Origin of the sequence: Pseudomonas sp. NMI542_15 (genome assembly GCF_021283425.1) — a bacterium.
Classification (GTDB): Bacteria; Pseudomonadota; Gammaproteobacteria; order Pseudomonadales; family Pseudomonadaceae; genus Aquipseudomonas; species Aquipseudomonas fortuita.
In genome coordinates this window covers 42,848-65,446 of sequence record NZ_JAJSRO010000028.1, presented here as the reverse complement: position 1 = coordinate 65,446, position 22,599 = coordinate 42,848, and the positions used below count along the sequence as shown (strand labels likewise).

The following is a 22,599-nucleotide window of genomic DNA, read 5'->3' as shown; positions in this document are numbered from 1 at the left end:
TGGGCAACGATCGACTCCCTGCCTTCACCCACCGCCAGTGGCAGCGGGAGCCTCAATGCAGCCTGCCGCTCCCCGGGCCTGGATCAGCGCACGGTAATGCCCAGGGTTGCAGCCGAACCACTTGCGAAATGCCTTGTAGAACGAACTGCTGTCGGCAAACCCCAGACGCTCGACAATCTCACCCATGGCCACCTCTTCCCGGCTCAACCAGGCAATGGCAAGTTCGCGCCGGACACTGTCCTTGAGTACCTGGTAGCTCTGCCCTTCCTCCGCCAACCGACGACGCAAGGTTGACGGAGACAGGCACAAATGTCGTGCCAGGGCGTCGGCATCCGGCCAACGGGACGGGTCCAGTTGCAGCAAGTCGGCGCGGATACGCCGCGCCAGGCTGGCCGGATCACGGTACTTGACCAGGATGTTGCCGGGCGCCTCGGCCAGAAAACGCTGCAGGTCCTCGGGGCTACGACGCAGTGGCACGTCAAGGCAATCGGCACTGATGATCATGCGGGTGCGCGGCCGCTCGAACTGCAGGTTCTGCGAAAACATCACCCGGTAATCGTCACAGTACGGCGGCTCGGCACAGCGCAGCTCAATGGCCAGGATGGCGATGCGTCGCCCGGCCAGCCAGCAGGCCACGCCATGCACGATCATCCAGAAGGTGAAGTAGGTGAACGGGCGCCGTGGCAGGTCACGCGGCTCATTGATGACAATCTCGGCCAGGCCCTGCTGACGCACCAGGCTCGGCTGCAGGTCCTCGAGCATCAGCGAAAGAAACGCCAGCGCGGTTTCCAGGCCCTCGCCCAAGGTTGGCTGGGCCATGCTCGCCCGGCACAGAAACGCCAGGCTGCCGCTGCGCAGGCCACGCGGGTCCATGGCAAAGAACTCGTCGTTGCAACGCCGTGCCAGCAACCGCCAGAGCCGGGCATAGGCCTCGGCGCTGACCCGTGCATCCGGGGCCTGCAACTGCCCGGCGTCGATACCGGCACGGGCCAGCAACGCGGCATCCGGCTCACCCGCCGGGCAGGTCTGCAACAAGGCCTCACGCACCAGTTGCATGGAAATGGTGTCTTTCTCGCTCATCTGCAGTCCATCAGTCATACCGCCATCTCGGCCCGGCTCAAAGGCTGGCCGCCAGGCCCAGGAATGCCTGGATCAAGCGTAACTCACGGCGCCGCTCCAGGCAGCCAACCATGTGCTGGTTGACCAGACCCTGCCCGCCTAGCGGTCGCGCCACCACCCGGGGGTCGTTCGCCACTTCCGTAGACGACACCACCCCGATGCCCAGCTGCGATGCCACTGCCTCGGTGACCGCCTCACGGCTGTCCAGCTCCAGCTGCACCCTCGGCTGCACGCCGGCTGTAGCGCAGGCCTTGTCGAAGGTGCGCCGGGTAGTGGAGCTGGGTTCGCGCAGCACCATGATCTGCTGGTGCAGCCCGGTCAGGGCCAGGTCACCTTCGCCGCCCGCCCAGGCGTGCCCTGCCGGCAACAGCGCGCACAAACGGGATTCGCACAGGTTCTGAAGGTACAGGCCCTTGCGTGGCTCGATCTCAGTCAGTACCGCCACGTCGGCATGCTCGGACAACAGGGCCGCCAGCGTCTCTTGAGCGTTACCCAGCCGCAAATTGACCGTGATACCGGGGTAGCGCTGACGTAACTGCGCCAGCATGGGCATGACCCGGTGCGGGCCATCGGCGGCCACCTCCAGGCGCCCGGTCAGCAACTGCCGGTTGGCTTCCAGCATGGCCTGCGCCTCTTCAGCCAGGCCGAACATGGCCCGGGTGATGGCCGCCAGCCGCGTGCCCTCTTCGGTCAACTCAACGCGCCGCGCGGTGCGCCTCAGCAAGGTGATCTGGTAGTGCTCCTCCAGCGCCTTGACGTGCCCGGTCACTGCCGGCTGGCTGATGAACAGGCGCTCGGCGGCTCGCGTAAAGCTGCCCTCACGGGCCACTGCATCGAACGCACGTAGCTGAAACAGGTTCATATTTATCGGCCTGACTTATAGCTGGGATAACAACAAACAATTTGATTGATGGCAGCGCGAATTGCAACCTAGGCCTCGTAGTTTCAGCCCACCGCTTGCGAGGAATAACGGAATGAGCAACGCCCCGATTCTGCTGACCCCAGGTCCCTTGACCACATCAATCCGCACCCGCCAAGCCATGCTGGTGGACTGGGGCTCCTGGGACCGCGACTTCAACCAGCTGACTGCCAGCGTCTGCGAGCAACTGCTGGCGATCATCGACGGCAGCGCCAGCCACCACTGCGTGCCCCTGCAAGGCAGCGGCACCTTCGCCGTGGAAGCGGCCATCGGCACCCTGGTGCCACGCGATGGCAAGGTCCTGGTGCTGATCAATGGCGCTTATGGCCAGCGCCTGGCGAAGATCTGCAAAGTGGTGGGCCGCAGCTACAGCACCTTCGAAACCGCCGAAGACCAGCCGACCACGGCTGCCGATGTCGACCGCCTGCTGGCTGCCGACCCCGCCGTCACCCACGTGGCATTGATCCACTGCGAAACCAGTACCGGTATCCTCAACCCGCTGCCCGAGATCGCCCAGGTGATCAAACGCCACGGCAAGCGCCTGATCATCGATGCCATGAGTTCATTCGGCGCGCTGCCGATCGATGCCCGCGAAATCCCCTTCGAAGCGCTGATCGCCGCCTCCGGCAAGTGCCTGGAAGGCGTACCTGGCATGGGCTTCGTCTTCGCCGAAAAAGCCGCCCTGGCCGCCGCCGAAGGCAATGCCCACTCGCTGGCCATGGACCTTTACGACCAGCACGCCTACATGGCCAAGACCGGCCAGTGGCGCTTCACCCCGCCCACGCACGTGGTCGCGGCCCTGCACGAGGCGCTGCAGCAATACAACGAAGAAGGCGGCCTGCCTGCGCGCCACCAACGCTATGCCGACAACTGCAAGACCCTGCTCGACGGCATGGCCGCCATTGGCCTGCGCAGCTTCCTGCCGGCCGATATCCAGGCGCCGATCATCGTCACTTTCCACGCACCGAACGACGCCCGCTACCAGTTCAAGGACTTTTACGAACGGGTCAAGGCCAAGGGCTTCATTCTCTACCCGGGCAAGCTGACCCAGGTCGAAACCTTCCGCGTCGGCTGCATCGGCGTGGTCGGTGCCGATGGCATGCAGGCCGCCGTAAATGCCGTGGCCGAAGTGCTGCGGGAAATGGAAGTACTGGACATCTGACCCTTTGCCCACCTGAATTCAGGAATTTGCGCACATGAACTACAGCAACCCTACACAACTGCAAGCTGCCATCCTCGACTGGGCTGGCACCGTGGTCGATTTCGGCTCGTTCGCCCCTACCCAGATTTTTGTCGAGGCCTTTGCCGAATTCGACGTGCAGGTGTCCATCGAAGAGGCCCGAGGGCCGATGGGCATGGGCAAGTGGGACCACATCCGCACCTTGTGCGACGTGCCGGAAATTGCCGAGCGCTACCGCAAGGTGTTCGGCCGCACGCCGACCGACGATGACGTGACCGCCATCTACAACCGCTTCATGCCGCTGCAGATCGAGAAGATCGCCGTGCACTCGGCGCTAATCCCCGGTGCGCTGGACACCCTCACCGGGCTGCGCCAGGACGGCCTGAAGATCGGCTCGTGCTCGGGCTATCCGAAGGTAGTGATGGACAAGGTGGTGGAACTGGCGGCGCAGAACGGCTACGTGGCCGACCACGTGGTGGCCACCGACGAGACGCCTAACGGCCGACCTTGGCCGGCCCAGGCCCTGGCCAACGTGATTGCACTGGGCATCGACGATGTGGCGGCCTGCGTGAAAGTCGACGATACCGTGCCAGGCATTCTCGAAGGCCGCCGTGCCGGCATGTGGACCGTGGCACTGGTGTGCTCGGGCAACGCGCTGGGGCTGACCTGGGAAGGCTTCCAGGCACTGAGTGCCGAGCAGCTGGAAAGCGAGCGCCAGCGTATCCATGCGCTGTTTGCCGGCTCGCGCCCGCACTACCTCATCGACACCATCAACGACCTGCCCGAAGTGATCGCCGACATCAACCGGCGCCTGGCCAAAGGCGAGATGCCACAGGCCTTCTGAGGCCGTGCGAAAGGCCTGCAGGAGCGGCCTTGTGTCGCGACCGGGCTGCGCAGCAGCCCCAGCAATCCAGGCCTTTTTGCTGAATCCGAGGGGCCGCGCTGCGGCCCGATCGCGACACAGTGCCGCTCCCACAAAATACTGCAAAGCCGGCCGAATCAAGCAGGTAATCTGGGTCGCCTTTCAGCCTGGATCTGTACATTGAGTTGCCGCTGCAAGCTCCCGACAATGGGCCATCCCTGTCCTGAGATGCCCAGCCCCCAATGAGCACACACACCCGCACGAGCCGCCTTACCGTCCCGCAACTGGTCGCCATGAAAGGCCGGCAGAAGATCGTTTCGCTCACCGCCTACTCAAGCGCCATCGCCCAGGTGATCGACCCGCTGGTCGACTTCATACTGGTCGGCGATTCCACGGCCATGGTCGGCTACGGCCGCCCGTCCACCCTGGGCATGCGCCTGGACGAAACCATCTCCCATACTCGCGCCGTGGTCGACAGCACCCGCCTGGCCTGCGTAATCGCCGACATGCCGTTTGGCAGCTATCAGGAATCCCACGAGCAAGCTTTTCGCAACTGCGCCCAGGTATTGGCCAGCACTGGCTGCGACGCGCTCAAGCTGGAGGCCAACCAGGCGTTGGCGAGCACCGTCGAATTCCTGGTCGCCCGGGGTATCCCGATCATGGCGCACATCGGCCTGATGCCGCAGTTCGTCAATGCCATGGGCGGCTACAAGGCCCAAGGGCTTAGCCCTGACAGCGCTGCAGCGCTGCGGGCCGATGCGCAGGCCAACCTGCACGCCGGTGCTTTCAGCCTGCTGCTCGAAGGCGTGGCCGAGCCCGTGGCGCGCGCCATCACCCAGGCCAGCGACAAACCGACCATTGGCATTGGCGCCTCACCCGCCTGCGATGGGCAGGTGCTGGTCACTGAGGACCTGCTGGGGCTAGGGGGTGACCACGTGCCACGCTTCGTCAAGCAGTATGCCGACGTCGGCCAGGTGATCCGCGAGGCCTGCGCCCGCTATGCAGACGAAGTGCGCGATGGGGCGTTCCCGGCCTTGCACCACTGCTACGGGGCTTGAGCTTCGTCCTGAATAGCCCTGACCAGGCATTGCAGTGCCAGGGCAATGTCCTTGCTCCAGTCCACTGTGCAGCACAACCGCAGGTGGCTGCGCCATAGGCCGCACTGGCTGAAGAGCTCCCCGGGGGCGATGACGATGCGTTGTGCCAGCAGCCGCTCGAAGACCCGGCGCATATCCACCGGCCGAGTCGCCCGCAACCACAGGCAGGCCCCGCCTTGAGGCTCGGTGATGCGCAGGCAGCCCTGGCCGTACACGTCCAGCAGCGCCTTCAGCTGCTGCAGGCGTTCACGCAGCAAGGGCCGCAAGCGCTGTACGTGCCGCTCGACCCGGCGCGAGACGAACAGCCTGGCGATGGCCTTTTGGCGAATCGGCGACAAACGAAAGGCGCGTTCAAGGCACAACTGCTGCAAACGCTCATTATGCTGCCGGCAAAGCAGGTAGCCAAAGGGCGCCTCCGCGCCGATCAGCTTGTCGAAGGTCGAAAACACCAGCACCCGGTCAGGGTCGGCGAAGTCCCGGTAGCGCGGCGCTGAAGCGTCGAAACACAAATCGCCGTAGCCATCGTTTTCGAACAACCACACAGCGTGCTCAGCCAGCCAGCGGCAAATCTGCTGCTTGTCCGACGCGGGCATCACGCCACCTTGCGGCACATTGGCCGCTGACGACAGCACTGCCAGGCGCACCGGCTGATCGCATAGCAGCCGGTGCAACTGCTGTAAATTGAAACGCCCATCCTCACCCAATGGCACTTCGATGATGGTCATGCGCGCAGCCTGCAACTGCCTCAGCACCGCCCAGTTGCAGGGTGACTCCACCAGCGCCACCTGGCCTTCCAGGTCGAGGGCGCGTAACGCCAATTCGAGAATGCTGCGCAGGTCCGCGCCAATGAACACCTGATCGGCGCTCCAGTAATGCTGCGCCGAGCGGGTGTAGCGGTCGGCCAGCACGCTGCGCAACTCGGGCTCACCGAACGGCTGGAACAGCGGTACCAACGCGTGCGGGTATTGGCGCGCCAGTTCGCGCTCAATCATCAGTAGCGGCTGCTGCAGCGACAGCAACATGGCCGGCGCATCGCTGCCCAGGGCCAGCATGCCCGGCTGACGGGCGCTGGCGAACACCGTGTCGAGCAGGCTCGGTGAATGCTGCCCGCGCATGGCGGGGGCTCGGGGCCGGCTGAAGTAGCCCAGCTTGGGGCGCGCATACACCCGCCCTTCGTCCTCCAGCAGTGCATAGGCGTACTTGGTACTGGATACCGAAACGCCCAAGCGCCGGGCCAGCTCGCGCAGTGACGGCAAGCGCTGCTCCACATCGCAGGGCGCTGCTTCGATCCTGTCGAGCAAGTAGCGGTAGACTGCCTGGTAGGTGTAGCTGGGCTTGTCGATCTGGCTGTTTCCATCGCGGCGGGTGTGACGGCATTGAACCCAACCTTGGGTGCTGCGGTAAACCCCTACTGTGGCAATTGCACCTGCGGCTTGGTTGCGGCAAAAATCGCCCAGCTGGACACGAACAGCGCCGCGATCAAGGGCCCGATCACGAAGCCGTTGAGCCCGAAGACTGCCAGCCCACCCAGCGTCGATACCAGAATCAGGTAGTCCGGCATGCGCGTGTCCTTGCCCACCAGGATCGGCCGCAGCACGTTATCCACCAGGCCAATCACCAGCACTCCGAACGCGGTCAGGATAATTCCCGGCAGTATCGCTCCGGTCAGCAGGAAATACGCGGCCACCGGTGCCCAGACGATGCCCGCACCCACCGCCGGCAGCAGCGACAGAAACGCCATCAGCACCGCCCACACCAGTGCACTGGGGATATCCAGCACCCAGAAAATGAACCCGCCCAGCGCCCCTTGGGTAATGGCCACCAATACGTTGCCTTTCACCGTCGCCCGCACCACACGGTTGAACTTCAGTTGCAAACGACGTTTCTGGTGCTCGGGCAGAGGCACGGCCAGCCGCACCCGGCGAGCCACATCTGCGCCTTCGCGCAGGAAAAAGAACAGCAGGTACAGCATGATGCCGAAGCTGACCACGAACTCGAACGTGCCCTGACCAAAGCTGAATGCCTGAGTGGCCAGCACCTGGCTGCCTTGGGTGGCCCACTTGGTGATCTTGTCACGCAGCGCGTCGAGGTTGCCCATGCCCACGCTGTCCAGGCCATGCTGGGCCCAGGCCGGCAGCATGTTCTTGCCATGCTCGACAAAGCCGGCAATGTCCAGTTGCCCGCTCTCTATGCGCTGGTACAGCGACGCCCCCTCCTGCACCAGCAGCGCGCTGGTGATGATCACTGGCAGAACAGCCACCAGCAGGCACACCAGCAAGGTCGTGGCGGCCGCCAGGTTGCGTCGGCGCCCGAAGCGGATCAGCAGGTGGCGCTGCAAAGGGGCGAACAGGATGCCGAGGATCACCGCCCAGAAGATTGCGCCGTAGTACGGCAGCAGGATCCAGAAGAAGGCAATGGTCACCAACGCCAGGAGTACTGCCAGGGCTTTGTTCTGTAGCGCGGTTTCGTTCATTGCAGTTCCTCTCATGGCTTGTGAGTGATTAGTGCACGGCACCCAGGCAAAAGTGCCGCGCTCACTTGACGCAAATCAATACGCACCGTGTTCATCGCTCCTAGCATCCCGGCCTTTTTACCCCGGTGCGCACATGAACCCTACCGCCAAGCCCGAACTGCTGGCCCCTGCCGGCACCCTCAAGACCATGCGCTATGCCTTTGCCTACGGCGCCGACGCGGTCTACGCCGGCCAGCCGCGCTACAGCTTGCGGGTGCGCAACAACGAATTCGACCACGCCAACCTGGCGCTGGGCATCCAGGAGGCGCATGCCTTGGGCAAGCGCTTCTACGTGGTGGTCAACATTGCCCCGCACAACGCCAAGCTCAAGACCTTCCTCAAGGACCTGGCACCGGTCATCGACATGGCGCCGGATGCACTGATCATGTCTGATCCAGGCCTGATCATGCTGGTGCGCCAGCACTTCCCGCAGATGCCGGTGCATTTGTCGGTGCAGGCCAACACCGTCAACTGGGCCAGCGTGCAGTTCTGGCAGCAGCTGGGCCTGAGCCGGGTGATCCTGTCGCGCGAGCTGTCCCTGGAAGAGATCGAGGAAATTCGTCAGCGGGTGCCGGGCATGGAGCTGGAGGTGTTCGTCCACGGCGCGCTGTGCATGGCCTATTCCGGCCGTTGCCTGCTCTCGGGCTACCTCAACAAGCGTGACGCCAATCAGGGCACCTGCACCAACGCCTGCCGCTGGAAGTACGACGCCACCCCGGCCACCGAGAATGCCACCGGCGATATCGTGCGCGAAGTGCAGCCTACCCTCGGCCTGGGCGCCCCTACCGAACAGGTTTTCCTGCTGCAGGAAAGCAACCGCCCCGACACCGAAATGCCGGCCTTCGAAGATGAGCACGGTACCTACATCATGAATGCCAAGGACCTGCGCGCCATCCAGCACGTCGAGCGCCTGGCCGCCATGGGCGTGCATTCGCTGAAGATTGAAGGCCGCACCAAGTCGCACTTCTACTGTGCCCGTGCAGTACAGTCGTACCGCCAGGCGATCGACGACGCCGTGGCCGGGCGGCCATTCGACCGTGCCTTGATGGGCAACCTCGAATCCCTCGCGCAACGCGGCTACACCGAAGGCTTTCTGCGCCGCCACGTGCACGACGAATACCAGAACTACCAGCGCGGCAACTCGGTTTCGGAGCGCCAGCAGTTCGTCGGCGAACTGACCGGCGTACGTGTCGATGGCTTGGCCGAGGTCAAGGTGAAGAACCGCTTTGCCGTGGGTGACCATTTGGAACTGATGACGCCGCGTGGCAACTATCACTTCGACCTGCACCGCCTGCGCAACCGCCAGCAGCAGGCCATCGACGTCGCGCCAGGCGACGGCCATGTGGTGTACTTGCCCATCCCGGAGCAGGTCGCCCTTGACTACGGCCTGCTGATGCGCGACCTGCGCGCTGACGAGGCGGCAAGCTGACAACGCTGTAATGTGCGCCTCAGCTACCTGACAGGCGCCTGCAGCGAACATCGTGGCTCCCCCGCATGAGGCCACGCCATGTTGCGCACCCCCACCCGCCGTACCTTCGTCAAAGGCCTGGGCGCCGCCACCACGCTGGCGGGCCTGGGGCTTTGGCGCCCGTTGGCTCAGGCGGCCGAAGGCCAAGACCTGGCCGGCCAGCACTTCGAGCTGTTCATCGGCCAGACCCCAGTCAATATCACCGGCCGCCCGCGCACTGCGCTCACCCTCAACAACAGCCTGCCCGGCCCGTTACTGCGCTGGCGCGAAGGCGACACCGTGACCCTGCGCGTGCGCAACCGCCTGGCGCAGGACACCTCAATCCACTGGCACGGCATCATCCTGCCCGCCAACATGGACGGCGTACCAGGCCTGAGCTTCGCCGGCATCGAACCCGGCGGCGACTACTTGTACCAGTTCACCCTGCGCCAGAGCGGTACCTACTGGTACCACAGCCACTCCGGACTGCAGGAACAGGCCGGGGTGTACGGGGCCATCGTGATCGAGCCACGCGAACCCGAACCGCACCGCTACCAGCGCGACCATGTGCTGCTGTTCAGCGACTGGTCGGACCAGGCGCCGGAACAGCTGATGGCCACCCTGAAGAAACAGTCCGACGCGTACAATTATCACAAGCGCACGGTCGGCGATTTCATCGATGACGTCGCCGACAACGGCTGGGGCCCAACCGTTGCCGAGCGCACGGCCTGGGCGCGCATGCGCATGAGCCCTACCGACCTCGCCGATATCAGCGCCGCCACCTACACCTACCTGCTCAACGGCCAGCCGCCGGAGGGTAACTTCACCTGCCTGTTCCAGCCGGGCGACACCGTGCGCCTGCGGCTGATCAACGCCTCGGCCATGACCTATTTCGACTTCCGCATCCCCGGGCTTGCGCTGACGGTGATCGCCGCCGACGGCTTGCCGGTAACGCCAGTGAGCGTGGATGAACTGCGCATTGCCGTGGCAGAGACCTACGACGTACTGGTGACCGTGGGCGACCAACCTGCCTACACCCTGTTCGCCCAGAGCATGGACCGTACCGGCTTCGCCCGCGGCACCCTGGCCCGCGCCGCCGGGCTGCAGGCACCGGTGCCTGCACCCGATCCGCGCCCGGTGCTGAGCATGGACGACATGGGCCACGGCGGTATGGCCGACATGGCGGGCATGGACCACAGCAACCTGCCTGGTATGGACCACGCTGCCATGTCGGCGATGCAGCAACACTCGGCCAGCGAAACCGGTAACCCGTTGGTGGACATGCAAACCATGGCACCGCGCGCCAACCTGGCAGACCCCGGCATAGGCTTGCGCAACAACGGCCGGCGCGTGCTGACCTACGCCGACCTGCGCAGCCCCTACCCCGACCCGGACGACCGCGCGCCATCGCGCGACATCGAGCTGCACCTGACCGGCCACATGGAGCGTTTCGCCTGGTCGTTCGACGGCGTCAAGTTCAGCGATGCCGAGCCGTTGCGCCTGACCTACGGCGAGCGGGTGCGCATCACCCTGGTCAACGACACCATGATGACCCACCCCATCCACCTGCATGGCATGTGGAGCGACCTGGAAGACGAGCACGGCCAGTTTCTGGTGCGCAAGCACACCGTCGACATCCCGCCCGGCAGCCGACGCTCCTACCGGGTGACTGCCGACGCCCTTGGCCGCTGGGCCTACCACTGCCACCTGCTCTATCACATGGAGACCGGCATGTTCCGCGAGGTACGCGTCGATGAATGACACCCGCAACCGCAGCATTGTGGCCGGCGTGACCCTGCTGACCCTGCTCGCCAGTGAACGCGCGCTGGCCGCCGGCATGGAGCACATGAACCATGGCCAAATGAACCATGCAAGCATGGGCCATGGCCCGGCTACGCCCAGCCCGCCGCGCACGCCCTTGGCTGCAATCACCGACGCCGACCGCCGGGCTGCCTTCCCGCCACTGCCCGGGCACCAAGTGCACGACCGGGCGCTGAACTGGGCCGTGCTCGTCGACAAGCTCGAATATCAGAACTTCGAGAGCAGCAACGCCCTGAACTGGAACGCTACGGCCTGGGTCGGCGGCGATATCGACCGGCTGTGGCTTCGCACGGAAGGCGAGCGCGAGCAGGGCAAGACGCACAAGGCCGAACTGCAAGCGCTGTGGGGCCATGCCGTGAGCCCGTGGTGGGAGCTGGTGGCTGGCGTACGCCAGGACTTCAAGCCCGCCAGCGGCCAGGCCTGGGCCGCTTTCGGCATCCAGGGCACGCCGTTGTATGGCCTGGAGCTGCAAGCCACCGCCTACGCCGGCGAGCGGCAACAGACGGCGCTGCGCCTGGAGGCCGCTTACGCTATGCTGCTGACCAACCTCTGGATACTGGAACCGACCCTGGAAGCCAACCTCTACGGCCGCGACGATGCCGGGCGCGAGCAAGGCGCAGGGTTGGCCGACAGCGAGGTCGGCCTACGCCTGCGCTACGAGATCACCCGTGGCCTCGCCCCCTATGTCGGGGTCAGTTTCAATCGCCTGCACGGCACGCGTGCCGACCAGGCCCGCGAAGACGGCGAAGACCTGGGCCAGACCCGCCTGATTGCCGGTATCCGCCTGCGTTTTTAAAGGAGTGCTTCACCATGCTGCGCAAACACTTGCTGACCCTGGGCCTGCTGGCCATCACCGGCCTGGCCCAGGCCGCCGAGACCATCGACGTCTACCGCGACCCCAACTGCGGCTGCTGCAAGGCCTGGATCAGCCACCTGCGTGACAACGGTTTCAGCGTCAACGACCATGTCGAGCCCAACATGAGCGCGGTCAAGCAGCGCCTGGGCGTGGCGCCGCGCCTGGCCTCATGCCACACCGGGGTGATCGACGGCAAGTTCGTCGAAGGCCATGTGCCGGCCGAACAGGTGCGCCTGCTGGCCAAGCGCAGCGACCTCAAGGGCCTGGCCGTGCCGGGCATGCCCATGGGCTCGCCCGGTATGGAAATGAGTGACCACAAGGATGCCTACCAGGTCATCGGGGTCACCCAGGATGGCCAGGACACCGTCGTCGCCAGTTACTGATGCTCAGCCTGTGGGCGCTGTTCCTCAGCGCCTTCGGCGCCGCCACCCTGCTGCCGTTGCAATCGGAGGCCGTGCTGGTCGGCCTGTTGTTGCGCCAGCCCGAGGCTTGGGCAATCCTGCTGCTGGTGGCCACCCTGGGCAATGTGCTGGGTTCGGTCGTGAACTGGCTACTGGGCCGCGCCGTCGAGCACCTGCGCGACAAGCGCTGGTTCCCCTTCAACGCTGCCCAACTGGCGCGCGCGCAGCAGCGGTACCAGCGCTGGGGGCAATGGTCGTTGCTGCTCAGCTGGATGCCGGTGATCGGTGACCCGCTGACATTGATCGCCGGCATCATGCGAGAGCCGTTCTGGCGCTTCCTGCTGCTGGTGACCCTGGCCAAGGCTGGCCGCTATGCGGTGCTGACGATGATTACCCTGGGCTGGTTTCACGCCTGGTAACACCTTTCACGTTCCCGTCGCACGCCTGGCTGCTAAAGTCGCCTATTCCTACATGGCCCTACACGGAGTGCCCCCATGCTGCGCGCAACCGCCCTGGCCCTGGCCTGCCTTGTCGGCAGCCCGGCCATCGCCGCCAAGCCGCCTACCTATGGCGCCCAGCTCGAAGGTTTCAGCTACCCGCACCCACTCAAGCATTTTGACTTCAAATCCCAGGGCCAGCCCCTGCAGATGGGCTACATGGACGTCCCCGCACAAGGCCAGGCCAACGGCCACAGCGTGGTGCTGATGCACGGCAAGAACTTCTGCGCCGCCACCTGGGAAACCACCATCGACGCACTGAGCAAGGCCGGTTACCGGGTCATCGCCCCCGACCAGGTTGGCTTCTGCACGTCCAGCAAACCAGCGCATTACCAGTACAGCTTCCAGCAGCTGGCTGAAAACACCCATGCCTTGCTCGAACAGCTGGGTATCAGGCAATCCATCGTGCTCGGCCATTCCACAGGTGGCATGCTCGCCACCCGCTATGCGCTGATGTACCCGCAGCAGGTCGAGCGCCTGGCCATGGTCAACCCGATTGGCCTGGAAGACTGGAAAGCCCTGGGCGTGCCCTATCGTACGGTGGACCAATGGTATGCCCGTGAGCTCAAGCTGAGTGCCGAAGGGGTGCGCGAGTATGAACGCAAGACCTACTACGCCGGGCGCTGGAAGCCGGAGTATGAGCGCTGGGTACAGATGCTGGTAGGCCTGAACAAGGGGCCGGGGCATGAAGCGGTGGCATGGAACTCGGCGCTGATCTACGACATGATTTTCACCCAGCCGGTGTACCACGAGTTCAAGGATCTGCAGATGCCGACCTTGCTGCTGATCGGCGACAAGGACACCACAGCCATTGGCAGCGACATCGCACCGCCGGAGGTAAAGGCGAAGCTGGGCAAGTATGACGTGCTGGGGCCACAGGTGGCCAAGCTGATCCCCAAGGGTGAACTCATCACTTTTGAAGGCATGGGGCATGCGCCACAGATCGAAGAACCCGTGCGGTTCAACCGCACGCTGGTCGAGTGGCTGGCCAAGTGAAACGGGGGGCGCTTTACGCCCCTATCGCGGCACAAGGCCGCTCTCACAGGTAATTCGTAGGTTTAAGCGTCGGCGCCGTACCTGTGGGAGCGGCCTTGCGTCGCGATGGGCCGCAAAGCGGCCCCCAGCACACTTCAGCCAAACCGCTGTAGTTGCATCTCCCGCAACCGGCTCAAGGTTCGCTGGTACGGGAATGCCAGATACCCCTGCGTATACAGCTCTTCCAGCGGCACCTCGGCCTCGAGGTACAGTGCCACACGGCGGTCGTAGCACTCATCGACCAGGGCGATGAAACGGCGTACCGCATCGTCCTTGGGCGACAGCGCCGGCAGTTCGCGGTCGCCTGCCACCACCCGCGCCGCGCCGTCTTCAGTGCCACGGGCAATGCGACCAGCCTGCTGTTTACCGCCCAGCGCCGGAATACCCGACACCAGGATGGCCGGAAAACGGTCGCAAAGCGCCATGAATTCCATGGCCGCCAGCGGTTGCTCGCACAGGTCGGTGAAGCGGCACCAGATAGCCTGCTCGCTGCGCCGCACAACCTGCACCTGCCTGGAGCCGATAACCAAGGGTTGATCAGTACCCGTGTGATCCGGGCTGAGCTGGCAGAACACCTCGCCCAGCGGGCTGGCCTGCCCTGTCGCTGCCACCCAGTAGCGCTGCCGCTCTGCACCGGGGTGCAGGCGGTGGTCCTGCTCGCCGGCCACTGGCAGTACCTGCATGTGCCGCTGGATCGCGGCGATGGCCGGCACGAACCGCTCGCGGTTGAAGCCGTCGCGGTAGAGCTGCTCGGGTGGCTGATTGGACGTGGCGACAATCACCACGCCTTGGTCGAACAGCACCTGGAAAAGACGCCCCAGGATAATCGCGTCACCAATGTCGTTGACGAACAGTTCGTCAAAACACAGTACACGGATCTGCCCGGCCAGTTCCCGGGCCAACGCCAGCAACGGGTCGGCGGTTCCATTGAGCTGAAACAGGCGCTGGTGGACCCAGGCCATGAAGTGATGGAAGTGCTGGCGCCGGCTGGGTACCCGCAGGCAGCGGTGAAACTGGTCCATCAGCCATGTCTTGCCCCGCCCGACCGGGCCCCAGAGGTAGATGCCCTGGGTGGGGCGGCCCTGCTCGACAGCCAGGAAACAGGCCTGCAAGGCATCGACGGCGCGGGCCTGGGCAGGGTCGTCAGCGTAGCCCTGAGTGCTCAGGGCTTGCTGGTAAAGGGATTGGGGAGTGATGGCCATGGCCGCATTCTACACAGGTCCCTGTAGAAGCGGCCTTGCGCCGCGATGGGCCGCGCAGCGGCCCCTGGACTTCAGCATTGCAGCATAGATTGTTGGGGCCGCTCTGCGGCCCATCGCGGCGCAAGGCCGCTCCTACAGGGACCGCGTCAGTCGGCCAGGCCCACCTTGAGTAGTGCGCCGTCCTTGTCATCGGTCAGCACATAAATATAGCCATCCGGCCCCAGCCGCACATCGCGGATACGCGCCTTCAAGTCACCGAGCAAACGTTCCTCATGCACGACCTTGTCACCCTTCAGCTGCAAGCGGATCAGCTCCTGTGTCGCCAGCGCACCAATGAACAAGTTATGGTCCCAGGCCTTGAATGTCGGGCTGTCGTAGAACGCCATGCCGCTGATACCTGGCGACTTCTCCCACACATGGTGTGGGTCGACCATGCCTTGCACATGCTTGCCCTTGGCCTCGGGGATCGGCAGCAGCGAATAGTTGATGCCATGGGTCGCAATCGGCCAGCCGTAGTTCTTGCCGGGTTCGGGGATGTTGATTTCGTCGCCACCGCGCGGGCCGTGCTCGTGGGTCCACAGCTTGCCGGTCCAGGGGTTCAGCGCGGCGCCCTGCTGGTTGCGGTGGCCGAACGACCAGATCTCCGGCCGCACGTTGTCCTTGCCAACGAAGGGGTTGTCCTTGGGCACTTCGCCATCCGGCAAAATGCGCACGATCTTGCCTTGCAGCTTGTCCAGGTCCTGGGCAGTGGCGCGCTGGTTGTTCTCACCCAGGGCGATGAACAGATAGCCGTCACGGTCGAAGACCAGGCGCGAGCCGAAGTGGTTGCCCACCGACAGCTTGGGCTGCTGGCGGAAGATCACGCTAAAGTTCTCCAGCCGGGCGCGGTCTTCGGACAGCTGGCCACGGCCGACGGCGGTGCCGGCCTTGCCGTCACTGCCCTCTTCGGCGTAAGACAGGTACACGGTACGGTCCTTGTCGAACGCCGGCGACAGCACGACATCCAGCAGGCCGCCCTGGCCCTCGGCCCAGACCTTGGGCACACCGCTGATCGGCGGGCCGACCTTGCCTTCAGTGTTGACCACCCGCAGGTTGCCGGCGCGTTCGGTGACCAGCATGTCCTTGCCGCCTGGCAGAAACGCCAGAGCCCAGGGGTTGCGCAGGCCGTCGGCCAGGGTGCTGACGGTCAACGTGCCTTCTTCGCTGTGAAACTGTTGCTCTGCGGCCGCCTGAGCCAACAACGGCATGAGTGCAGCAGCAGTCAAGGTGACTAGCCAGGTTGCTTTAGTCATGCAGGATTCCTTTCATATGGGCTCACGGCGCACGGGTGTTGTCGCGGGGTGGCCGGGTCGGTTCCAGGTTCGGGGTTTGTTGCTGACGACGCAGGTTGTCGCCGTTGCCGATGCCGCGGTTGTCGAGGCTGGGCGTGCGCTGGTAAGGGTCGGTGGACGGGCCGCGCACAGGGGGCATGGCCGGCATGCTGCCCTGGCGGCTGTTGGGATTGGCACGCTGAATCGGGCTGTTGTAGGGGTTATTGTTGCCAGCGGCAAGCTGCAAAGGCTGTTGCGGGGCAGCGTGCGCAGGCAGGCACAAGGCCAGGCTGAGGGCCAGGATGGGCAGTGTCGGGTTCATGCTTCACCTCCTGTACGAAAATGCCGCGCCTGGTGGGTTTGATAGCCTAAGGCGCGAGGGGTTCGAGACAAAAGTGTGAATTGGGGCGGAGATGATTCCTGATGTTTCAGTATGCGCCCTTTCGAGCATTGATCATTGTGGGAGCGGGCTTGTCCCGCGAAGGCAGCCACGCGGTGCATGGCACCGGCCTTGCCGGTGTTCGCGGGCCAAGCCCGCTCCCACAGCGCCCCTGCTTACTGGCTTTTGTCTACCTTGTGCCGCGCCGCATACAGGCACAGCATCTCCATCGCCAGGGTCGCCCCCGCCAGCGCCGTGATATCGGCATGGTCATAAGCCGGTGCCACCTCCACCAGGTCCATGCCCACAAGGTTGATACCGCGCAGCCCACCCAGAATCTCCAGCGCCTGCACCGTGGTCAACCCACCACACACCGGTGTACCTGTGCCCGGCGCATAGGCCGGGTCGAGGCAGTCGATATCGAAGGTCAGGTACACCGGCCGCTCACCCACGCGCTGGCGAATCGCCGCAATCACCGCCTCGGTGCCCTGCCGGTGCACCTGACGGGCATCGAGGACGGCAAAGCCCTGGCTGTCGTCGTTGGTGGTGCGCAGGCCAATCTGCACCGAGCAGGCCGGGTCTACCAGGCCCTCGCGGGCGGCATGCCAGAACATGGTGCCATGGTCGATACGCTTGCCCTCCTCGTCCGGCCAGGTGTCGCTGTGGGCATCGAAGTGGATCAGCGCCAGTGGGCCATGCCGGCGGGCGTGGGCCTTGAGCAGCGGGTAGCTGATGAAGTGGTCGCCGCCAAGGGTAAGCATGGCGCAGCCCGCTTCCAGAATATGGGCGGCGTGGGCCTCGATGCTATCCGGCACCGACTGCGGCGTGCCACTGTCGAACGCGCAGTCGCCATAGTCGATCACGGCCAGGTGGTCGAACGGGTCGAACGCCCACGGCCAGTGCCGTGCCCACGCCTGCTGCACCGAGGCGGCGCGGATCGCCCGTGGGCCGAAACGCGCCCCTGGGCGGTTGCTGGTGGCGGTATCGAACGGCACTCCGCTGACCACCACATCCACACCGCGCAAGTCGCGGCTGTAGCGGCGGCGGGAGAAACTGGTAATGCCGGCATAGGTACTTTCTGCGGCAGTGCCGTACAGGCTGTCGCGGGTCATCGCCTGGTCGTTGCTTGCGGCTTGCTCCACGGTCGGGCTCCTTGGTTGTTATCAGTTACTGGCGGCTGCGAAAGGCCGTCCACAGGCGGTTACGCTGGCGCAGGTCGGCCAGGGCCATGCTGCGGTCGGCAAACAGCCGCTGGCGCACCTCGGCAGGCGGGTAGATGTCCGGATCGTTGCGCACCGCTTCGTCCACCAACGGCGTGGCTGCCTGGTTGGCGTTGGCGAAGAACAGCGTGTTGGTCAGCGCAGCCACCGACTCGGGCTTGAGCATGAAGGCGATGAACGCCCGCGCGGCTTCGGGGTGCGGGGCGTCCTTGGGGATAACCAGGTTGTCCTGCCACACCAGCGTGCCTTCGCGTGGGATGCGGTAGATCAGCTCGAACGGCTTGCCGGCGCGGCGCGCCTGGTCGGCAGCCATCGCTGCATCGCCGTTATAGGTCAGCGCCAGGCACACGCTACCGTTGGCCAGGTCGCTGATCTGCCGGCCATTGGCGACGTAGCTGATCGAGGGTTGCAACTGGCTAAGCAGCTGCTGCGCGGCGGCCAGATCATCTTTGTCCTGGCTGTAAGGGTCCTTGCCCAGGTAGTTCAGGGCCACGCCGATCACCTCTTGCGGCGAGTCGGGCATGGCGATGCCACAGTCCTTCAGGCGGCTGGCGTATTCGGGTTTGAACAGCAGGTCGAGGCTGTCCAGCGGCACATCGCCCAAGCGCTGTCGCACGGCCTCTACGTTCACCCCAAGGCCCAGCGTGCCCCAGGTGTACGGCACGGCATGGCGGTTGCCGGGGTCGGCCTCGGCGAGCTTGGCCAGCAAGTCCTTGTCGAGGTTGCTGTAGCCGGGCATGCCCTGGGGGTCGAGCGGTTGCAGGGCATTGGCCTTGAGCGCCCGGGCCAGTACGGTCGACGATGGCACCACCACGTCGTAACCACTGCCACCGGTGAGCAGCTTGGTCTCCAGCACCTCGGTGGTGTCGAAGGTGTCGTAGCGCACTTTGTAGCCGGTTTCCTGCTCGAAGCGCTGAAGGGTTTGCGGGGCGACGTAGTCGGCCCAGCTGTAGAGGTTGACGACCTTTTCTTCGGCCTGCAGCGGCAAGGCCAGGACCAGGGACAACAGGCACAACGATCGACGCATGACGGACACCTCGGCAAATGGGTGGATGCCGCAAGCATGCCAGCCGGGTTACATTGCAGGAATGACAAGTTTGCAAAGCTGACATTCATCAGGAGCAATGTAATGCTCGGACAAGTACACGACCCCGACCTGCACCTGCTGCGGCTGTTCGTCACTGTAGTCGAGGCCGGGGGTTTCAGCGCCGCGCAAGGCGTGCTGGGCTTGAGCCAGCCCACCATCAGCCAGCGCATGGCGCAGCTGGAAACGCGCCTTGGCTACCGCCTGTGCAGCCGAGGCAAGGGTGGTTTCCACCTGACGGAGAAAGGCACATTGCTATTGGATGCAGCACGTGGGCTGCTGCTGAACATCGAGCAGTTTCGCCAGCAGGCCAACGGCGTGGGCGAGCGGTTGCTCGGGACGGTGCGCATCGGCATGGCAGAAAACCAGGACAAGGCAGTGAGCCTGAAGCTGGCGCAGGCCATTGCGGCGTTCCGCACACGAAAGGAATCGGTGCAGCTGGAGCTGATCAGTGCACCGCCGGCGGAACTGGAGCGGTTGTTGCTGGAGCAGCGGCTGGATTACGCCATCAGCTACTTCTCTGGCATCCAGGCGGCCTTTGATTACCAACCCTTGTTCCAGGAGCGGCAACGCCTGTATTGCGGCAAGGGGCATGAACTGTTCGGCGAGCCGAGTGTTGGGCTTGAGCGGTTGCTGGAGATGGACCAGGTACGCCATCCCTACCGGTTTCTCAAAGGCGGTGAGCCGTTCCAGAGCCGGCACAGCATGGCTGTGGCGGAGCAGATCGAGAGCGTGCTGACGTTCATGCTGTCAGGGCGGCATATTGGCTACCTGCCCTGCCATTGCGCGCACGCCTGGGAGGCGGAGGGGTTGTTGTGGGCGCTGAACCCAGGGCTGGATTTTGTAGTGCCGTTTACCCTGGCCAGGCATCGGGCGCAAGTGACGGGTGAAGCGCAGCAGGCGTTTGCCGAGGACTTGCTCGCGGCGTTTGCCTGAACCGGCCTCTGTGGGGGGCTTGTCCCGCGAAGCAGCCTGCGCGGTGGATGGCACGGGCTTCGCCCGTGTTCGCGGGGCAAGCCCGCTCCCACAGTGATCGCGCCAGCTTTGAGGTGTCGTGCAAGACAGTTGCTCGCACAGAGGCCGGCGCAAACAACACCCATCAGTAGGCCATGCTCCAGGTCAGGGTGTAGGTCCGCCCGCGCCCCTGGTAGTCATACAGGTATGCCGGGCCGTAGGTCGGCGAATAGAACAGCGTCGCGCGTTGGCCCCAGACCGTGCTGTACTGCTTGTCCAGCAGGTTCTGGATACCGGCGCTGAAGGTGCCGAAGCCGGTGTCCTGGCTGGCCAGCAGGTCGAAGGTGGTGTAACCGTCGATCTCGTGGTCGGCATCATCCTTCAGGCTGAAGGCATGGTTAGCCTGCAGCCGCGCACTGCGGCCATCGTCTTTCCACCCGACAAATGCAGTGGCCTTGGACAAGGATGCATAACGGGCATCACGCTTGATCCACCCGCCGTCAGCGGCCTCTTCCTCGGAACGGGTCAGGTGCAAGGTACCGCCCGCTTCCCAACCCGCCTGGAAGTGGCGGGTCAGCGCACCTTCGAAGCCGAAGTCGCGGCTCTTCTGCTCTTGCACGTTGATCGTCAGCGTTTGCGAATCAACGTTGATGATCTTGTCCGACCAGATGTAGTACAGCGCTGCCTGGGCATCCCAGTCCAGGTCGGCATAGCGCCAACCCAGTTCCACCTGGCGGCTCTTGATGCCGGCCAGCGGGTTGTCGGCCACGCTCAGGCCCGGCTTGCCGTAGTACTTGGCAGGGTCGGGCAGGTCGAAACCTTCGCCATAGTTGGTCCATACCTGGTGGCCGTTCTTGAAGTCGTAGATGGCACCCAGGTTGAACAGGTTGACCTGGTAATCGTTGCTGCCGCCCGGCACGCCCTTGAAGTCGCTGACGTCCACGTCCATCTGCTGGCGACGGGCACCGCCAGAGAACGTCAGGTTGTCAGTGGCATGCCAGTCCAGCTGGGCATACACCGAAACACCATCGACCCGGTAGCTGGGATAGCGCGCCGCCTTGCTGTCCTTTTCCATCTCAAGGCCGCCCGATTCGGACGATGTCAGGGCATTGAAGGTGGTCTGTTCGGCATTGAAGCGCTCGCGGTCAAGGTCAACGCCGTAGGTCAGCTTCAACGTGTCCCACTGCTTGGCGAACAGGCCCTTGAGGCTGGTGACCTCGAAGTTCTGCTGCGAGGCAGCAAAGTAAACCCCACGCGAACCGGTGGGCGTGGCGCGGTTGTAGTACGGGAAGGGGTAAAAGTTGTCGTCTTCCTTGCGGTACGAGGCCTGCAGGTAGAAGTCCTGGCCCAGCACGTCGCTGTGGTGGTAATTGGCGTTCAGCAACAGGCGCCGGGTACGCGGCTCCAGGTCCGACGAGTAACCGCTGCGCAGTTCGGCGTCTTCGAGGTCTGACGGCGCGTTGTAGTTGAGGTTGGGGAAGTAGATGCCCGTGCTGCCGTGGTTGCCAGAATCGTAGTACTGGGCCAACAGGTCGAGACGCTGCTGGTCATTCAACTGCAAGCCCAGAGTGCCGAGCACGTCGATGGTGCGGTTGTACTGCAGGTCGGTCTGGGTGTTGTCGATGAAAATCTGGTCGCCGGCGCCGTCGTAGAAGGCTTCGTTCTGCTCACCGGAAATCCCCAGCCGGGCATTGAAGCGTTCGTTGCCGCCACTGATCGACTGGGCAAAGCGAGTGGCCAGGTCATCGCTGTTGTTGAAACCGCTGCTGGCACCAAGCTGGGTTTCGAAGCGCGCAGGGCCGGGCTCGCCCTTCTTGGTCACGATGTTGATGATGCCGCCCGTGGCGCCGCCGCCGTAGATGGCGCTGGCGCCAGACAGCACTTCGACCCGCTCGACGTTGAACGGCGAAATGCTGTCGAACTGGCGCGACAGGCCGCGCGAGCTGTTCTGGCTGACCCCGTCGATCATCACCAGCACATTGCGCCCGCGCATGTTCTGGCCATAGTTGGTGCGCCCTTCTGGCGCCAGGTCGAGGCCGGGCACAAGCTTGCCGATGGCCTCTTTAAGGCTGACGCCGCTGTCGATCTGCTCACGCAACTGCTGCTGGTCGACCACCCAGACGGTGCCGGGGATTTCGCTGATCGAGGTGCTGGTGCGCGAGGCCACGCTGACTTCGATCGGCTTGAGGGTGACGGCCTGCGGCGCGGCCTCGGCCTTGCGCAGGGTCACGGTGCGCGCGTCGCTGAAGTGCCAGTTCATGCCGCTGCCGGCCAGCAACTGCTGCAGGGCCTGCTCGACGCTGTAGCTGCCGTGGAGGGACGGGCTGGCAACGCCTGCGACATCGCCTGTGGTGTACAGCAAGTGCAGGCCGGCCTGGTCGGCGAAGGTGGTCAAGGCCTGGTCCAGCGGCTGGGCTGGCAGGTTTAGCTGAACCTGGCGAACCTGCATCCGGGGCTGTTCGGCAGACGTCGCGGCCCAGGCATGCGGGTGTCCGACCAGCATGGCCAGTGCGCTGCAGGACATCAGGGTGTGGTGAAAAGCACTGCGACGGCGGTGCAAAGGCTTGAGCATCAGAGGCACGAATGAGCTTCCTGACAAGTCGTAAATGAGAATGGGTTGCTGATCAGTCCCACTACGACGATCTGGCTTGCAGGAACTTGCAGTGCCAAACGGAAAATATTTTTATTGCTGTGCTGCGAAGAG

At 64.4% G+C, this 22,599-nt stretch carries 20 protein-coding genes; 10 read left to right on the top strand and 10 right to left on the bottom strand.

Features of this window, described 5'->3' with window-relative positions:
• Positions 1 to 24: 24 nt before the first annotated feature.
• Together LU684_RS27185 and LU684_RS27180 are read right to left on the bottom strand one after the other, a co-directional pair.
• Positions 25 to 1,080, bottom strand: coding sequence for an AraC family transcriptional regulator (locus LU684_RS27185; RefSeq protein ID WP_060519631.1), 1,056 nt, complete (start codon positions 1,078 to 1,080; stop codon positions 25 to 27).
• A gap of 37 nt (positions 1,081 to 1,117) precedes the next feature.
• Positions 1,118 to 1,981 (bottom strand): LysR substrate-binding domain-containing protein, encoded by an 864-nt coding sequence (locus tag LU684_RS27180; protein WP_016485815.1) that lies wholly within the window; start codon positions 1,979 to 1,981, stop codon positions 1,118 to 1,120.
• Positions 1,982 to 2,093: 112 nt separating this feature from the next.
• Between LU684_RS27180 and LU684_RS27175 the strand changes: the two genes are divergently transcribed.
• The 3 genes from LU684_RS27175 (at position 2,094) to panB (ending at position 5,138) form a co-directional block, all read left to right on the top strand.
• Positions 2,094 to 3,200, top strand: a complete 1,107-nt coding sequence (locus LU684_RS27175) for a 2-aminoethylphosphonate--pyruvate transaminase (RefSeq protein ID WP_016485814.1) — start codon at positions 2,094 to 2,096, stop codon at positions 3,198 to 3,200.
• Between the two features lie 34 nt (positions 3,201 to 3,234).
• Entirely contained in the window at positions 3,235 to 4,062 is an 828-nt protein-coding gene (gene phnX, locus LU684_RS27170; RefSeq protein WP_016485813.1) for a phosphonoacetaldehyde hydrolase, read from the top strand.
• A gap of 260 nt (positions 4,063 to 4,322) precedes the next feature.
• Positions 4,323 to 5,138 carry a 3-methyl-2-oxobutanoate hydroxymethyltransferase gene (gene panB, locus LU684_RS27165; RefSeq protein WP_232895239.1) on the top strand — a complete coding sequence of 272 codons (816 nt, stop codon included), beginning with the start codon at positions 4,323 to 4,325 and terminating at the stop codon, positions 5,136 to 5,138.
• On the opposite strand, the gene LU684_RS27160 is transcribed toward panB, so the two are convergent.
• Together LU684_RS27160 and LU684_RS27155 are read right to left on the bottom strand one after the other, a co-directional pair.
• Positions 5,126 to 6,478 carry an aminotransferase-like domain-containing protein gene (locus tag LU684_RS27160; RefSeq protein ID WP_232895238.1) on the bottom strand — a complete coding sequence of 451 codons (1,353 nt, stop codon included), beginning with the start codon at positions 6,476 to 6,478 and terminating at the stop codon, positions 5,126 to 5,128. The two genes, panB and LU684_RS27160, sit on opposite strands and share 13 nt — an antisense overlap.
• A gap of 107 nt (positions 6,479 to 6,585) precedes the next feature.
• Positions 6,586 to 7,650, bottom strand: a complete 1,065-nt coding sequence (locus LU684_RS27155; RefSeq protein ID WP_016485810.1) for an AI-2E family transporter — start codon at positions 7,648 to 7,650, stop codon at positions 6,586 to 6,588.
• 133 nt (positions 7,651 to 7,783) lie between these two features.
• Here LU684_RS27155 and trhP point away from each other — a divergent pair, with 133 nt between their 5' ends.
• The 6 genes from trhP to LU684_RS27125 all read left to right on the top strand — a co-directional run bounded on the left by trhP (position 7,784) and on the right by LU684_RS27125 (position 13,707).
• Entirely contained in the window at positions 7,784 to 9,118 is a 1,335-nt protein-coding gene (gene trhP, locus LU684_RS27150) for a prephenate-dependent tRNA uridine(34) hydroxylase TrhP (RefSeq protein ID WP_016485809.1), read from the top strand.
• 81 nt (positions 9,119 to 9,199) lie between these two features.
• A complete protein-coding gene (locus LU684_RS27145) occupies positions 9,200 to 10,897 on the top strand; it encodes a copper resistance system multicopper oxidase (RefSeq protein WP_442964212.1) in 1,698 nt (565 codons plus the stop codon).
• Entirely contained in the window at positions 10,890 to 11,753 is an 864-nt protein-coding gene (locus LU684_RS27140; RefSeq protein WP_232895235.1) for a copper resistance protein B, read from the top strand. The genes LU684_RS27145 and LU684_RS27140 overlap by 8 nt, the downstream gene beginning before the upstream one ends.
• Before the next feature lie 14 nt (positions 11,754 to 11,767).
• The gene (locus LU684_RS27135) at positions 11,768 to 12,196 is read left to right on the top strand and encodes a DUF411 domain-containing protein (protein WP_232895234.1); all 429 of its coding nucleotides are present in this window, start codon (positions 11,768 to 11,770) and stop codon (positions 12,194 to 12,196) included.
• Positions 12,196 to 12,633, top strand: coding sequence for a YqaA family protein (locus LU684_RS27130; protein ID WP_016485805.1), 438 nt, complete (start codon positions 12,196 to 12,198; stop codon positions 12,631 to 12,633). The genes LU684_RS27135 and LU684_RS27130 overlap by 1 nt, the downstream gene beginning before the upstream one ends.
• 75 nt (positions 12,634 to 12,708) lie before the next feature.
• Entirely contained in the window at positions 12,709 to 13,707 is a 999-nt protein-coding gene (locus tag LU684_RS27125; RefSeq protein ID WP_210668895.1) for an alpha/beta fold hydrolase, read from the top strand.
• 134 nt (positions 13,708 to 13,841) lie between these two features.
• On the opposite strand, the gene zapE is transcribed toward LU684_RS27125, so the two are convergent.
• From zapE to LU684_RS27100, 5 genes are all read right to left on the bottom strand, one after another.
• Positions 13,842 to 14,948 carry a cell division protein ZapE gene (gene zapE, locus LU684_RS27120; protein WP_102689636.1) on the bottom strand — a complete coding sequence of 369 codons (1,107 nt, stop codon included), beginning with the start codon at positions 14,946 to 14,948 and terminating at the stop codon, positions 13,842 to 13,844.
• 146 nt (positions 14,949 to 15,094) lie between these two features.
• Positions 15,095 to 16,240: a PQQ-dependent sugar dehydrogenase gene (locus LU684_RS27115; protein WP_016485802.1), complete on the bottom strand. Its 1,146-nt coding sequence runs from the start codon at positions 16,238 to 16,240 to the stop codon at positions 15,095 to 15,097.
• Positions 16,241 to 16,262: 22 nt separating this feature from the next.
• On the bottom strand, positions 16,263 to 16,580 hold the full coding sequence (locus tag LU684_RS27110; RefSeq protein ID WP_023047136.1) for a hypothetical protein: 318 nt from the start codon (positions 16,578 to 16,580) through the stop codon (positions 16,263 to 16,265).
• 233 nt (positions 16,581 to 16,813) lie between these two features.
• Positions 16,814 to 17,779 carry an agmatinase gene (gene speB, locus LU684_RS27105; protein ID WP_210668894.1) on the bottom strand — a complete coding sequence of 322 codons (966 nt, stop codon included), beginning with the start codon at positions 17,777 to 17,779 and terminating at the stop codon, positions 16,814 to 16,816.
• 25 nt (positions 17,780 to 17,804) lie between these two features.
• Positions 17,805 to 18,884, bottom strand: coding sequence for a polyamine ABC transporter substrate-binding protein (locus LU684_RS27100; RefSeq protein ID WP_060518328.1), 1,080 nt, complete (start codon positions 18,882 to 18,884; stop codon positions 17,805 to 17,807).
• A 102-nt stretch (positions 18,885 to 18,986) separates the two neighbouring features.
• On the opposite strand from LU684_RS27100, the gene LU684_RS27095 reads away from it, so the two are divergent.
• A complete protein-coding gene (locus tag LU684_RS27095; RefSeq protein WP_023047139.1) occupies positions 18,987 to 19,877 on the top strand; it encodes a LysR family transcriptional regulator in 891 nt (296 codons plus the stop codon).
• 163 nt (positions 19,878 to 20,040) lie between these two features.
• On the opposite strand, the gene LU684_RS27090 is transcribed toward LU684_RS27095, so the two are convergent.
• Positions 20,041 to 22,467 (bottom strand): TonB-dependent receptor, encoded by a 2,427-nt coding sequence (locus LU684_RS27090; RefSeq protein WP_232895243.1) that lies wholly within the window; start codon positions 22,465 to 22,467, stop codon positions 20,041 to 20,043.
• Positions 22,468 to 22,599 lie beyond the last annotated feature (132 nt).